Raw genomic sequence first — 14354 nt, forward strand, 5'->3', positions numbered from 1 at the left:
ACTCAAATCTGAGCAAATACTGACCGCAACGGATAAACCCCGAGGCGCAGGGAACAGGGTAATCAGGCGTTTTTCAGCACTTCGCTGACAATCTCAACGGCTTCTTTCTCAATCTGCGCGCGGTGTTCAGCGCCCAGGAAGCTTTCACAGTAGATTTTGTAAGCGTCTTCGGTGCCTGAAGGACGGGCAGCAAACCAGCCATTCTCCGTCATCACTTTCAGACCGCCGATAGATGCACCATTGCCTGGCGCGGCAGTCAGACGAGCGGTGATAGGATCACCCGCCAGCGTATCAGCGCTGACCATCTCCGGTGACAGCTTCGACAGCGCGGTTTTCTGCGCTGAGGTGGCTGATGCCTGCAGACGGTTGTAGCTTGGTGCGCCAAAGCGTGCTGCCAGTTCGTCATAGTGCTGCTGCGGATTTTTACCGGTTACGGCAGTAATTTCAGCGGCCAGCAGACACATGATGATGCCATCTTTGTCCGTAGACCACGGCGTACCGTCGAAACGCAGGAATGAAGCGCCTGCGCTCTCTTCGCCACCGAAACCGAGGCTGCCGTCATACAGACCATCAACAAACCATTTGAAACCCACCGGCACTTCCACCAGCTTGCGACCAATGTCGTTGACCACACGGTCAATCATGGCGCTGGAGACCAGGGTTTTACCCACGGCAACATCCTGACCCCACTGTGGGCGGTGCTGGAACAGATAGTTGATCGCCACCGCCAGATAGTGGTTTGGATTCATCAGACCCGCCGGGGTCACAATGCCGTGACGGTCATAATCGGGATCGTTGCCGAACGCCAGATCGAACTTGTCACGGTAAGCCAGCAGGCCTGCCATTGCGCTTTCAGACGAGCAGTCCATGCGGACCACGCCATCTTTATCCAGATGCATAAAGCGGAAGGTCTGATCGACCGCGTCATTCACCAGCGTCAGATCCAGCTTGTAGTGCTCAGCAATACGCTGCCAGTAAGCAATACCGGAACCACCCAGTGGATCCACACCCAGCTTCAGGCCCGCTTTCTGAATCGCCGGGAAGTCGATAATCTCTGCCAGACCTTCAACATAAGGCTGGATCAGATCTTTTTCGACCACATGACCGCTGGCCATCGCCTGCTCCAGCGGCAGACGTTTCACCTCTTTCAGGCCATCTTTGATCAGCTGATTGGCACGATCTTCAACCACTTTGGTGACGTTGGTATCAGCAGGTCCGCCGTTAGGTGGGTTGTACTTGATGCCGCCATCTTCTGGTGGGTTATGCGACGGCGTAATCACGATGCCGTCAGCCAGCGCGCCACCCGCTTTGTTGTGCTCAAGAATCGCATTCGAGATCGCAGGGGTCGGCGTATAGCCATTATCCTGCTGCACAATCACATCAACGCCGTTCGCCGCCAGCACTTCCAGAACAGACAGGATGGCGGGTTCTGACAGCGCATGGGTGTCTTTACCGACGTAGCAAGGCCCGGTGATACCATTCTTTTTACGCTCTTCGGCAATCGCCTGAGCGATCGCCAGAATGTGCATCTCGTTGAAGCTTTGACGCCCTGCACTGCCGCGATGGCCGGAAGTGCCAAATTTCACCGCATGTTCCGGGTTCGCCACATCGGGCTGCAGGACATAATATTGTGACGTTAATTGTGCAACGTTAATCAAATCGCTCTGCTGGGCGGGTTGCCCGGCACGTGGGTGATTGGCCATTGGCGCTGCTCCCTGACGCTTAAGTTTTAAATGGTGCCGCAAACTTTCTCGGTCAGTTCCGCAGGGAACTGCATCGAGAGCATGATGTGTTCGATCATGCTGCATTTACGACCAGTATTGGTGTTGGTGATCACCCAGTACGGCGTGCCGGGCACATGCTTCGGCTTAGTATGGGTGCCATTCTGCAACAGCGTATGCTCATCACCTGCAAAATAGACGCGGGTGCGGCCCTGCAGAGATGCAGTAGCTTCAGCAAAGGCTGCGGTATCAAGACGATAGAGCGTTGACAAGATAAGCATAAAGCGATTCACCGCCCGCTTCTGCTCCGCATATTCATCGGAAAGCAGCAGCTCGCGCACCGCGCGGACACGATCCTGCGGGCGCGAACCCACAGACGCAGGCTGGGACTCTTTCGCTGCATCTTTTGAGGCTGGCTGTGCAGGCGAAGCGGGTGCAGTCTGACCGGCCGTGAACTTCAGCATACGACGCAGAATGTCGGATGCGCTTTCACCAATGTGTTGCGTGTGGCTGGCAATATAACGGTAGAGCTCTTCGTCAACTTCGATCGTTTTCATCTTATTCCGTACGGTTCTTTCTCATGACAGAACCACCTGTTTCCTGAAAAGCTCTGAGTATAGTCAGGCAATTCAAAGGGTGTGTGGGTTCTAACATCAGGATTATAAAGTTAAAGTCAGGCGGGTTGTTAGCAATCAAACGGTTTACGGGCAAAAGTCAGAATATGTCCTAATGCCGCCGGAACCGGCGCGCCTGAAAAGGTGAAACCATGATAACCTAAGCTCAGGTCTCAAACTTAAGAACTTTGCTATGATTTTGAACGCCCGTCTGCAAACTGAACAATCCCCTGCTGATTCTCTGCCCATCCTGCTTATTCACGGTCTGTTTGGCAGTCTCGATAACCTTGGCGTGCTGGCGCGCGGGCTGAAAGATGCCGGTCCGTTGCTGCAGGTAGATGTCCGCAACCACGGACTTTCACCACGATCCGACGAGATGAACTACGCTGTAATGGCGCAGGATATGGTCGAAACACTGGATGCACATGGCATTGATCGCGTCGCGGTGATCGGACACTCGATGGGCGGTAAAATCGCCATGACCATGAGCGCGCTGGTGCCGGAACGCATTGAGCGTCTGGTGATGATCGATATCGCCCCGGTGGATTACCAGACGCGCCTTCATGACCAGATATTTGCCGGCATTCGTGCCGTCACCGATGCGGGCGTCTCATCCCGCAGCGAGGCGGCGAAGGTCATGCGAACGCTGATAGAGGAAGAAGGGGTGATCCAGTTCCTGCTGAAATCCTTCCAGGAGGGGGAGTGGCGCTTCAACGTCCCGGTGCTGTGGGATAACTACACCACGATATCTGGCTGGCAGCCGGTTCCCGCCTGGAATCACCCGGCGCTGTTTATTCGCGGCGGCGACTCCAGCTACCTGGATAACAGCTATCGCGATGCGTTGCTGCAGCAGTTCCCGGCCGCTCAGGCGCATGTGATCGGTGGCGCAGGACACTGGGTTCATGCAGAGAAACCCGATGCCGTTTTGCGCAGTGTCCGTCGCTTTTTTGCGCTTTAAAAGCAAATAGATGGCGGTAAAGGTTTAGGATTGGCGTCCGGCGTAAGCGTGAAGTATGATGGCGCGCTAAAATTTTGCCGCGGGTCAGTTTTGCTGCGGCAATGGCCAATAATTTATAATCTGCGCGGTGAGTGTCTGGCGCCCGCCCCCATTCAGTTTTACTAAGCCATGGCAAAAGAACAGACTGACCGCACGACGCTCGATCTCTTTGCTGATGAGCGCCGCCCTGGTCGACCCAAAACCAGTCCGCTTTCGCGTGATGAACAGCTGCGCATTAACAAGCGCAATCAACTGAAACGTGACAAAGGACGCGGGCTTCGTCGTGTCGAACTGAAAATGAACAGTGACGCCGTCGATGCACTCAATACGCTGGCAGAACAGCGCAATCTCAGCCGTAGCGAACTGATAGAACAGATGCTACTGGCACAGCTCAAACTGGATTAATGCGGGCAAATCGCACGCAGAGGCAAATGTCGGGGCTTTAACCGTTCACCGGTTTTCTCTCGTCTGCTATTATTCGCTGAAATGTGCTGCGGCACACATCTCATCATCAGGATTTAAGAGGTTATTTTACTCATGGCACTCGTAGGCATCTTCTTCGGCAGCGATACTGGCAATACCGAAAACATTGCAAAAATGATCCAGAAACAGCTGGGTACAGATGTTGCAGAAGTCCATGACATCGCAAAAAGCACAAAAGAAGATCTGGAAGCGTTTGATATCCTGCTGCTGGGTATTCCGACCTGGTACTACGGCGAAGCGCAGTGCGACTGGGATGACTTTTTCCCGACGCTGGAAGAGATCGATTTTAACGGCAAGCTGGTTGCGCTGTTTGGCTGTGGCGACCAGGAAGATTACGCAGAGTATTTCTGTGATGCCATGGGCACGATTCGCGACATTATCGAACCGCACGGTGCCGTCATTGTCGGACACTGGCCAACTGAAGGCTACCACTTCGAAGCCTCGAAAGGCCTGGCCGATGACACCCACTTCCTGGGCCTGGCCATTGACGAAGATCGCCAGCCTGAGCTGACCAGCCAGCGTGTGGAGCAGTGGGTTAAGCAGATTTTTGATGAACTGCAGCTGAAAGAGATCATCGAAGCCTGATCCTGCCCGACTCAATGTGAGCGCCAGCTCACATTGAGGCAATGAAAATGCCTATAGAAATAATAGCCACATTTTTTTAACTTTCTCCGTTTAATCTGTAGAATACCCGCATCGATCTTCCGCTTATTTTCTCAGGCGGCAAGACTAAGTGATGTGCTAACAGACCTCTGTCAGAATCTTCCCCGGCCCGGTGACGAATCCCCAATAGCCCATGATGATTCAGACACGCCCTCTGGTTTTCATTTCATCGCTTCAGTTCTATAATGAGACGCAAATGAGAATGAGCACAGATCGACATTCAAGGCGATAAGCCACAAAAGTGAATATTAGTAACAGGACAAAATCCGCATGACTGACAACAACACCGCATTAAAGAAGGCTGGCCTGAAAGTAACGCTGCCCAGACTGAAAATTCTGGAAGTGCTTCAGGAACCTGAGTGCCATCACGTCAGTGCGGAAGATTTGTATAAACGCCTGATCGACATTGGCGAAGAGATTGGCCTGGCGACCGTTTACCGTGTTCTGAACCAGTTTGATGATGCCGGTATTGTGACTCGTCACAACTTTGAAGGCGGCAAGTCTGTCTTCGAACTGACGCAGCAGCATCACCACGATCACCTGATCTGCCTGGATTGCGGCAAGGTTATCGAGTTCAGCGACGAATCGATTGAAACGCGTCAGCGTGAAATCGCGACCCGCCATGGCATCAAGCTGACCAACCACAGCCTCTATCTCTATGGACACTGTACGCTGGGCGATTGCCGTGAAGACGAAACGCTGCACGACCAGTAACGCTGGCGCGGCCTGAAATAAAAAAACCGGTGAATTCACCGGTTTTTTTTCGTCTGTTTTCTGCCCTCACCTCACGCGACCAGCGTCTCCTGCAGATAGCGCCAGCGTGGAATGGAGCTGCTGCAATCCAGAATGGCCAGCGAAATGCGGCTCTGGTTATTGCCGTTCATCATCTGCATTTCGCGATACTGTACGACGATCTCTTTTTCATGATGAGAGAGAATGACATGTTCACAGGTGGCAATGCGCATCCCTTCCCGCTGCCCTTGTAACTGCTGAAAAAGATCCTCGACCTCGTTCAGATTGTACTCTTTGCCCTTTGGGGTCACCATGCGAAATTCAGGATGAAAATAGGACATCAGCAGCTGGAAACTGTCATCAGATCCGGCTGGCTGATTAAAAATACGTTCAATGAGCTGATGTAAAACGACGACACTGTGTTTGGCTTCCTGGGCGAGAACTGTCATTTTTTTTCCTTCTGTAACCCGCTTTGCAACCTCTGAGAGCGGATAGCCTACCTGAAAGCTGACAATTCACATCCTGTAATTGATTAATTTTTTTAAACTCAGATTACTCCCACAAGGCGGTATTGAACCGGTTGTGGTTAGTGCAGAATAAACGTCGGCGATGGTAAAAATCGGGGCAATAAAAAAGGGCGATAAATCGCCCTTTTGTCATTTTATGAGGTCAGCCCCAAAAAATTTATTCGCCCGTTTTGGTCCAGGTATCACGAAGACCGACGGTGCGGTTAAACACCAGTTGCGTCGGTTTCGAGTAAACGCTGTCGGCGCAGAAATAACCTTCACGTTCAAACTGAAACGGTGTTGTTGGTTCCACATCGCGCAGGCTGGGTTCAACAAAGCCGTTTTTGATGGTCAGTGACTCAGGATTAATGACCGCCAGGAAATCCTCTGCAGCAGCCGGATTTGGCACACTGAACAGACGATCATACAGACGGAACTCAGCTGGCTGCGCGTGATCCGCAGAAACCCAGTGAATCACGCCTTTGACTTTGCGGCCATCGGCTGGATCTTTGCTCAGCGTATCAACATCGCTGGTGCAGTAGATGCAGGTAATGTTGCCCGCTTCATCTTTGGCGACCCGCTCAGCACGAATCACATAGGCGTTACGCAGGCGAACTTCTTTGCCCAGCACCAGACGCTTATATTGTTTGTTCGCCTCTTCACGGAAATCCGCGCGATCGATCCAGATCTCGCGGCTGAACGGCACTTCACGCGTGCCCATCTCCGGTTTACCCGGATGATTTGGCATGGTGACGATTTCGCTATGGCCTGCTGGCAGGTTTTCGATCACCACTTTAAGCGGATCTAAAACCGCCATGGCGCGGGGCGCATTCTCGTTAAGATCATCACGGATACAGGACTCCAGCGAAGCCATCTCCACGATGTTATCTTGCTTAGTCACGCCAATACGACGGCAGAACTCACGGATAGAAGCGGCGGTGTAACCACGACGACGCAGACCTGAAACGGTCAGCATGCGCGGATCGTCCCACCCTTCTACGTGCTTCTCGGTCACCAGCTGAGTGAGTTTACGTTTCGACATCACCGCATACTCCAGATTCAGGCGCGAGAATTCATACTGACGCGGATGAACCGGAATTGTGATGTTGTCCAGCACCCAGTCATAGAGACGGCGGTTGTCCTGAAACTCCAGCGTACAGAGCGAGTGCGTAATGCCTTCCAGCGCATCGGAGATGCAGTGGGTAAAGTCATACATCGGGTAGATGCACCACTTATTGCCGGTCTGGTGGTGTTCCGCGAACTTGATGCGGTAAAGCACCGGATCGCGCATCACGATGAAATTAGAGGCCATGTCGATTTTGGCGCGCAGACAGGCGGTGCCTTCGGCAAACTCACCGTTTCGCATCTTCTCAAACAGCGCCAGATTCTCTTCCACGCTGCGATCGCGATAAGGGCTGTTTTTACCCGGCTCTTTCAGGGTGCCGCGATATTCACGAATCTCATCCGGACTCAGTTCATCAACGTAGGCCAGTCCTTTGGAAATCAGCTCGATGGCATAGTTGTAGAGCTGATCGAAATAGTTTGATGAGTAACAGACCTCACCGCTCCACTCAAAACCCAGCCACTGAACGTCACGCTTGATGGATTCAACGAATTCCATATCCTCTTTAACCGGATTGGTATCGTCGAAACGCAGGTTGCATTGCCCCTGATAGTCCTGGGCGATGCCAAAATTCAGACAGATCGATTTCGCATGACCAATATGCAGATAGCCATTGGGCTCCGGCGGAAAACGGGTATGCACGCTGCTGTGCTTACCGCTCGCCAAATCTTCGTCAATGATCTGACGAATAAAGTTAGTTGGGCGGGCTTCAGCCTCACTCATCTCAAAAATCCTCAATACGAATAACGGGTGATTTGTACCACGAAGTAACGGAGTATGATCCACAAAGCGTCTGAGGGAAACAACCGTTTGTTAAGCCTTTAAAACAAAAAAGGCAGGAATCGCTTCCTGCCTGTGGGGTTCTGTTGCGGGGATTAGCCTTTCACTTCATACAGCGGGGTTTCCCCTGCTATTACCTGACCCTGTGCCAGTAAAGTCAGACCGGCGAAATCGTCGCTGTTGCTGACCACGACCGGACTCACCATTGAGCGGGCATTGGCGTTAAGGAATTCAAGGTCCATCTCCAGTACTCGCTGACCGGCGACCACGCTGGCCCCCTCTTCAACCAGACGGGTAAAGCCTTTACCTTCCAGCGCCACGGTATCCAGCCCCATGTGCACCACAATCTCCACGCCATTGTCGGTTTCCAGACAGAAGGCATGATTGGTGTTAAAGATTTTCACCAGCGTACCGGCAATCGGTGCCACTACCCATTTGTCGCTGGGCTTGATCGCCAGACCGTCGCCCACCGCTTTGCTGGCAAAGGCTTCATCCGGCACATCATCCAGCGCCACGACTTCACCGCTGACCGGCGCCAGCAGCGTGGCGATGACCTGCTTCTCACTGTTCAGCACCGCCTGCGGTTTAACGTCCGGCTCGGCCGGCGCACTGCTGGTAGCCGCTGCAGCGACCGGACCTTTGGTCAGCACTTTTTTCATGGCCGAGGCGATGCTTTCTGCCTGGGTACCTACGATGATCTGCACGCTCTGTTTGTTAAGACGGATCACGCCGGACGCGCCAAGGCGCTTAGCAACCGCCTCATTCACCTGCGCCGAGTCATTCACGTTAAGACGCAGACGGGTGATACAGGCATCGATGCTGGTTAAGTTAGCTGAACCACCAATCGCCCCAATGTAGCGGCGCGCCAGTGACTCTGTGGCACTTTCACCGCTATCCGTTTTATCAACGTTAACGTCATAACCATCAGTTTCATCACCATCAACCGCCAGCTCGCGGCCCGGCGTCATCAGGTTGAATTTTTTGATGGTAAAGCGGAACACCACATAATAGATAACGAAGAAGACCAGACCCTGCGGGATCAGCATGTACCAGTGTGTCGCCAGCGGATTACGGGTCGACAGCACCATATCCACCAGCCCGGCGCTGAAACCAAATCCGGCAATCCAGTGCATGCTGGCAGCGATGAAGACAGAAATACCGGTCAGGACGGCGTGGATCAGATAAAGCACGGGTGCCACGAACATGAAGGAGAACTCCAGCGGTTCGGTAATACCCGTAAAGAAGGCAGCAAACGCCGCGGCCAGCATGATACTACCCACTTTGACGCGGTTCTCAGGACGCGCACAGTGGTAGATAGCCAGCGCAGCACCCGGCAGACCAAACATCATGATCGGGAAGAAGCCCGCCTGATAACGACCGGTGATGCCGACAGTTGCCGATCCGTCAGCCAGTGACTGTGCACCGCCAAGGAATTTAGGAATGTCATTAATGCCCGCAACATCGAACCAGAACACCGAGTTCAGGGCGTGATGCAGACCGACCGGAATCAGCAGGCGGTTAAAGAAGGCGTAGATACCGGCACCGGCAGAGCCGAGCTTCTGGATATGTTCACCAAAGCCCACCAGACCGTTAAAGATAACCGGCCAGATATACATGAGGATAAAGGCGACCAGGATCATCAGGAACGAGACCAGAATCGGCACCAGTCGCCGTCCGCTGAAGAAGGAGAGTGCTTTCGGCAGCTCGACGTGGCTGAAGCGGTTATAGACCTCCGCCGACAGGATACCGACCAGAATACCGACAAACTGGTTATTAATTTTACCAAACGCCACAGGCACCTGGTCAACCGGCATCTTCTGTATCATCGCCACCGCGGCCGGTGAGCAGAGCGTGGTGACTACCAGGAATCCGACAAAGCCGGTCAGGGCTGCCGCACCATCTTTATCTTTCGACATGCCATACGCGACACCAATCGCAAACAGCACTGACATGTTTTCAATGATGGCAGCACCCGACTTGATCAGCAATGCCGCCAGCGCATTACCTGCGCCCCAGCTGTCTGGATCGATCCAGTAGCCCACGCCCATTAATATCGCTGCTGCTGGCAGGGTTGCTACCGGCACCATCAGTGCGCGCCCCACCTTTTGTAAGTAACCTAACATATCCCCTTCCCCCTATGAGCCTGACTTGTCGCTTTGCGCTGCTTAATGTTGTTATGTCAGCTGCAAAGATCGTTAATACACTTCATATCACGCAGCGAAGTGTAATGATAAATTAATTCGCCTCGCAAATTAAAAGCCTGGTAAATGTGATTTTTATCACTAAAAAACATCGTTTCATACGGCAACATCTGGCTATGACCGTAAACTTATTTTATGATCCGAAATATTGAATTATGCGCTGGCCATGGCGACAATGAATCATCTGTTCAGATTGGTGACTCACGCAACGGCTTAGCCATCCCCTTTCTATTTTCAATTGAGGTGAAACATGAGACTGATTCCTTTAGCGACACCAACCCAGGTGGGAAAATGGGCCGCCCGACATATTGTTAATCGTATCAATGCGTTTAACCCGACGGCGGATAAACCTTTTGTCCTGGGTCTGCCAACCGGCGGTACGCCACTGGAAGCGTACAAACACCTGATTGATATGCACAAAGCGGGCCAGGTCAGTTTTAAAAACGTCGTGACATTCAATATGGATGAATATGTTGGCCTGCCAAAAGAGCATCCTGAGAGCTATCACAGCTTCATGTATCGCAATTTCTTCGATCACGTTGATATTCAACCGGAAAATATCAACCTGCTGAATGGTAATGCCCCCGATATTGACGCAGAATGTCGTCAGTACGAAGAGAAAATTCGCGCGCTGGGTAAAATTCACCTGTTCATGGGCGGCGTTGGCAACGACGGTCATATCGCCTTTAACGAACCGGCTTCCTCTCTCGCTTCCCGTACCCGCATTAAAACCCTGACCCATGACACCCGCGTGGCGAACTCCCGCTTCTTTAACGGTGATGTTGATCAGGTGCCTAAATATGCGCTGACGGTCGGCGTCGGTACGCTGCTGGATGCAGAGGAAGTGATGATTCTGGTTACCGGCCATGTTAAAGCGCAGGCATTACAGGCGGCGGTTGAAGGCAACGTTAATCATATGTGGACCATCAGCTGCCTGCAGCTGCACGCGAAATCGGTGGTAGTGTGCGATGAGCCGGCCACCATGGAACTGAAAGTGAAAACCGTGAAATATTTCCGCGAAATGGAAGCGGAAAATATGAAAGGCGTGTAACAGAACATTGTCATGCCCTGCTGTTACGCTGAGTGACAGCAGGCCAGGACGGGAGAAGAAAGATGTACGCATTAGTTAACGGTCGAATCTACAGTGGCCATGAGGTTCTGGATAATCACGCGGTGGTGGTTGCCGATGGGCGTATAGCGCGCGTCTGTCCGCGTGAAGCGCTCCCGGCGGATATTGAGCAGCGGGATATGGCGGGGGCGAATATTGCGCCAGGCTTTATCGATCTCCAGCTCAATGGCTGCGGTGGCGTGCAGTTCAATGACAGCCTTGAGGCGCTCAGCATTGAAACGCTGGAAACGATGCAGCGCGCCAATGAAAAGTCTGGCTGCACCAGCTTTTTACCGACGCTGATAACCAGCAGCGACGCCCTGATGAAGCGGGCGATTGAAACCATGCGCGCCTACCTGCAGAAACATCAGAATCAGGCGCTGGGTCTGCATCTGGAAGGGCCCTGGCTGAGCAAAGCGAAAAAAGGCACCCACGATCCGGCGCTGATTCGCCTGCCGGATGCGGCAATGGTGCAATACCTGTGTGACAACGCGGACGTCATCACCAAAGTCACGCTTGCCCCTGAAAATGCGGGTAGCGATGTGATTCGTCAATTGACTGATGCCGGGATTATTGTCTCAGCCGGTCACTCGAATGCGACCTATGAAGAGGCTAAAGCGGGCTTTTCTGCTGGTGTGAGTTTCGCGACGCACCTCTACAACGCCATGCCCACCTTTGCCGGACGTGAACCCGGGCTTATCGGTGCGCTGTTTGATTCGCCTGATGTATACTGCGGCATTATTGCGGACGGTTTACATGTACATTACGCTAACGTGCGCAATGCAAAACGCATCAAAGGCGACAAACTGGTGCTGGTCACGGATGCCACTGCACCGGCTGGCGCGGACATAAGCGAGTTTATTTTTGCAGGCAAAACAATCTATTATCGCGATGGGCTCTGTGTCGACGAAAACGGCACATTAAGTGGTTCTGCCCTGACGATGATTGAAGCGGTACAAAACAGCGTTGAGCATGCAGGGATCGCACTGGACGAAGCGTTGCGCATGGCAACACTCTACCCGGCACGGGCGATGGGCGTGGAAAGGCAGTCAGGCTCGATCGAAGCAGGAAAAATCGCGAACCTGACTGTGTTTACGCGCGACTTTAAAATCATAAAGACGTTTGTCAACGGAGACGACGTCCTGAGCGAGTAAGCACTGAATGACCACTGGCGGCCAGTCACAAATAGGAAATGTCGATCTTGTTAAGCAACTCAATAGCGCAGCGGTTTACCGGCTGATTGATCAACAGGGGCCGATATCGCGCATTCAGATTGCCGAACTTAGCCAGCTCGCGCCCGCCAGCGTCACCAAAATTACCCGTCAGTTGATTGAGCGCGGCCTGATCAAAGAGGTAGACCAGCAGGCGTCTACCGGTGGTCGCCGCGCCATCTCCATTATCACTGAAACCCGCCATTTCCATACCATCGGCGTCCGCCTCGGACGCAACGACGCCACCCTGACTCTGTTTGACCTCAGCGGTAAATCGCTGGCGCAGGAAGATTATGCGCTGCCGGAACGCACCCAGGAGACGCTGGAACATGCGCTGTTTAACGCCATCAGCAGCTTCATTGAGCAGCACCAGCGTAAAATTCGCGAGCTGATCGCGATTTCAGTGATCCTGCCAGGGCTGGTCGATCCGATTAACGGCGTGATCCGCTATATGCCACACATCTCTGTCAGCCGCTGGCCGCTGGTCGCCAGTCTGAAAAAACGTTTTAACGTTACCAGTTTTGTAGGTCATGATATTCGCAGCCTGGCGCTGGCTGAGCACTATTTCGGTGCAAGCCGCGACTGTGCTGACTCAATTCTGGTGCGTTTACACCGGGGCACGGGCGCCGGCATTATTGCCAACGGCCATATTTTTCTCGGCAGCAACGGCAACGTTGGCGAGATCGGACACATTCAGGTCGACCCGCTTGGCGAGCGCTGTCACTGCGGCAACTTTGGCTGCCTTGAGACTATTGCCGCCAACGGCGCCATTGAAAATCGGGTACGGCATCTGCTGAATCAGGGCTATCCCAGCGTACTGACGCTGGAGGCGTGCCAGATATCCCACATCTGCAAAGCGGCCAATCAGGGTGATGCACTGGCCTGCGAAGTGGTTGAGCACGTTGGCCGTTATCTTGGCAAAGCTATTGCGATTGCGATCAACCTGTTTAATCCGCAAAAAGTGGTGCTGGCGGGTGAGATCACTGAAGCAGAAAAAGTGCTGCTGCCCGCGATTGAGGGCTGCATTAATACTCAGGCATTAGAGGCCTTCCGTAAAAATCTGCCGGTCGTGCGTTCCACCCTGGATCATCGTTCCGCTATTGGCGCCTTTGCGCTCGCTAAACGTGCCATGCTTAACGGCATTCTGCTGCAACATCTTCTGGAAGACTAAGAGCCTATCCCAGTAGGCGTAATTGGTGCAGGCAGTCTGGACACGGACAGCGCGGAACAACCGGAGCGTACACGTAGTACGTGAGGATTGTGAGCACTGCCCAGGTTCAGAATGACAAATAAAATAGCCTAATGGGATAGGCTCTAAGCTAACCCGCTGCTGTGGCGGGCCATATCGGATCTGACTATGACCATTAAAAGCGTAATTTGTGATATCGATGGCGTGCTGATGCACGACAACACGGCCGTTCCCGGCGCACAGGAGTTTTTACAGCGCATTCTGGCCAAAGAGATGCCGCTGGTGGTGCTGACGAACTATCCCTCGCAAACCGAGCAGGATCTGGCAAACCGCTTTGCCTCGGCCGGTGTCGAGGTGCCCGACTCCGTTTTCTATACCTCCGCAATGGCAACCGCCGACTTCCTGCGCCGTCAGGAGGGCAAAAAGGCGTATGTGATTGGTGAGGGCGCACTGATTCATGAACTCTACAAAGCGGGCTTTACCATTACCGATGTGAATCCCGATTTTGTCATTGTCGGAGAGACGCGCTCGTTTAACTGGGACATGATGCATAAAGCGGCTTTCTTCGTGGCTAATGGCGCCCGCTTTATTGCCACCAACCCGGATACTCATGCGCGCGGTTTTATTCCTGCCTGTGGCGCACTCTGTGCGGGTATTGAGAAGATATCAGGCCGTCGCCCGTTTGTGGTCGGCAAGCCCAGCCCCTACATTATGCGCGCCGCGCTGAACAAAATGCAGGCCCACTCGGAAGAGACCGTGATTGTCGGTGACAATCTGCGAACCGATATTCTGGCCGGTTTTCAGGCGGGTCTGGAGACGGTGCTGGTGCTCTCCGGCGTCTCGACGCTGAGTGATATCGATGCCATGCCGTTCCGTCCGGACTGGATCTACCCTTCTGTGGCCGATATCGACCTGTTCTGATTCATTTCTCTTATGACGCATCCGGCTAATCTGTGATGCGTCCCCCCTTTTTGCGCTATATCTCCCACTTTTACTGTCTGATTTCTGCTCACAAAAGCTAATTTA

General features: G+C 53.2%; 13 protein-coding genes. 8 read left to right on the forward strand and 5 right to left on the reverse strand.

Going from position 1 to position 14354, the window contains the following annotated elements; genetic code table 11:
• Positions 1-62 precede the first annotated feature (62 nt).
• Together pgm and seqA are read right to left on the reverse strand one after the other, a co-directional pair.
• Positions 63-1703 (reverse strand): phosphoglucomutase (alpha-D-glucose-1,6-bisphosphate-dependent), encoded by a 1641-nt coding sequence (gene pgm, locus OK412_RS12560; protein ID WP_264353223.1) that lies wholly within the window; start codon positions 1701-1703, stop codon positions 63-65.
• 26 nt (positions 1704-1729) lie between these two features.
• Complete coding sequence (seqA, locus tag OK412_RS12565; protein WP_010260690.1) at positions 1730-2278, reverse strand: replication initiation negative regulator SeqA; 549 nt, start codon at positions 2276-2278, stop codon at positions 1730-1732.
• Between the two features lie 250 nt (positions 2279-2528).
• Here seqA and ybfF point away from each other — a divergent pair, with 250 nt between their 5' ends.
• From ybfF to fur, 4 genes are all read left to right on the forward strand, one after another.
• On the forward strand, positions 2529-3293 hold the full coding sequence (ybfF, locus tag OK412_RS12570) for an esterase (protein WP_264353224.1): 765 nt from the start codon (positions 2529-2531) through the stop codon (positions 3291-3293).
• 168 nt (positions 3294-3461) lie between these two features.
• Positions 3462-3737, forward strand: coding sequence for a LexA regulated protein (gene ybfE / locus OK412_RS12575; RefSeq protein WP_010260688.1), 276 nt, complete (start codon positions 3462-3464; stop codon positions 3735-3737).
• 132 nt (positions 3738-3869) lie between these two features.
• The gene (gene fldA, locus OK412_RS12580) at positions 3870-4400 is read left to right on the forward strand and encodes a flavodoxin FldA (RefSeq protein WP_010671288.1); all 531 of its coding nucleotides are present in this window, start codon (positions 3870-3872) and stop codon (positions 4398-4400) included.
• Positions 4401-4748: 348 nt separating this feature from the next.
• A complete protein-coding gene (fur, locus tag OK412_RS12585; RefSeq protein ID WP_009091454.1) occupies positions 4749-5192 on the forward strand; it encodes a ferric iron uptake transcriptional regulator in 444 nt (147 codons plus the stop codon).
• Between the two features lie 71 nt (positions 5193-5263).
• Here fur and OK412_RS12590 read toward each other — a convergent pair whose 3' ends face one another.
• The 3 genes from OK412_RS12590 to nagE all read right to left on the reverse strand — a co-directional run bounded on the left by OK412_RS12590 (position 5264) and on the right by nagE (position 9742).
• Positions 5264-5659, reverse strand: coding sequence for a hypothetical protein (locus tag OK412_RS12590; protein WP_010260686.1), 396 nt, complete (start codon positions 5657-5659; stop codon positions 5264-5266).
• Positions 5660-5894: 235 nt separating this feature from the next.
• Positions 5895-7562 carry a glutamine--tRNA ligase gene (gene glnS / locus OK412_RS12595; protein WP_010671287.1) on the reverse strand — a complete coding sequence of 556 codons (1668 nt, stop codon included), beginning with the start codon at positions 7560-7562 and terminating at the stop codon, positions 5895-5897.
• Positions 7563-7714: 152 nt separating this feature from the next.
• Positions 7715-9742, reverse strand: a complete 2028-nt coding sequence (gene nagE, locus OK412_RS12600) for an N-acetylglucosamine-specific PTS transporter subunit IIBC (protein WP_031293061.1) — start codon at positions 9740-9742, stop codon at positions 7715-7717.
• 328 nt (positions 9743-10070) lie between these two features.
• Between nagE and nagB the strand changes: the two genes are divergently transcribed.
• The 4 genes from nagB to OK412_RS12620 all read left to right on the forward strand — a co-directional run bounded on the left by nagB (position 10071) and on the right by OK412_RS12620 (position 14249).
• Positions 10071-10871, forward strand: coding sequence for a glucosamine-6-phosphate deaminase (nagB, locus tag OK412_RS12605; protein WP_010260676.1), 801 nt, complete (start codon positions 10071-10073; stop codon positions 10869-10871).
• 62 nt (positions 10872-10933) lie between these two features.
• Positions 10934-12082 (forward strand): N-acetylglucosamine-6-phosphate deacetylase, encoded by a 1149-nt coding sequence (gene nagA / locus OK412_RS12610; protein WP_010671285.1) that lies wholly within the window; start codon positions 10934-10936, stop codon positions 12080-12082.
• A 7-nt stretch (positions 12083-12089) separates the two neighbouring features.
• The gene (gene nagC, locus OK412_RS12615) at positions 12090-13310 is read left to right on the forward strand and encodes a DNA-binding transcriptional regulator NagC (protein ID WP_010260667.1); all 1221 of its coding nucleotides are present in this window, start codon (positions 12090-12092) and stop codon (positions 13308-13310) included.
• Positions 13311-13496: 186 nt separating this feature from the next.
• Positions 13497-14249, forward strand: a complete 753-nt coding sequence (locus OK412_RS12620) for an HAD-IIA family hydrolase (RefSeq protein ID WP_010260664.1) — start codon at positions 13497-13499, stop codon at positions 14247-14249.
• Positions 14250-14354 lie beyond the last annotated feature (105 nt).

The sequence above is a fragment of the Pantoea sp. JV6 genome (assembly GCF_025910055.1).
Lineage (GTDB): Bacteria > Pseudomonadota > Gammaproteobacteria > Enterobacterales > Enterobacteriaceae > Pantoea > Pantoea agglomerans.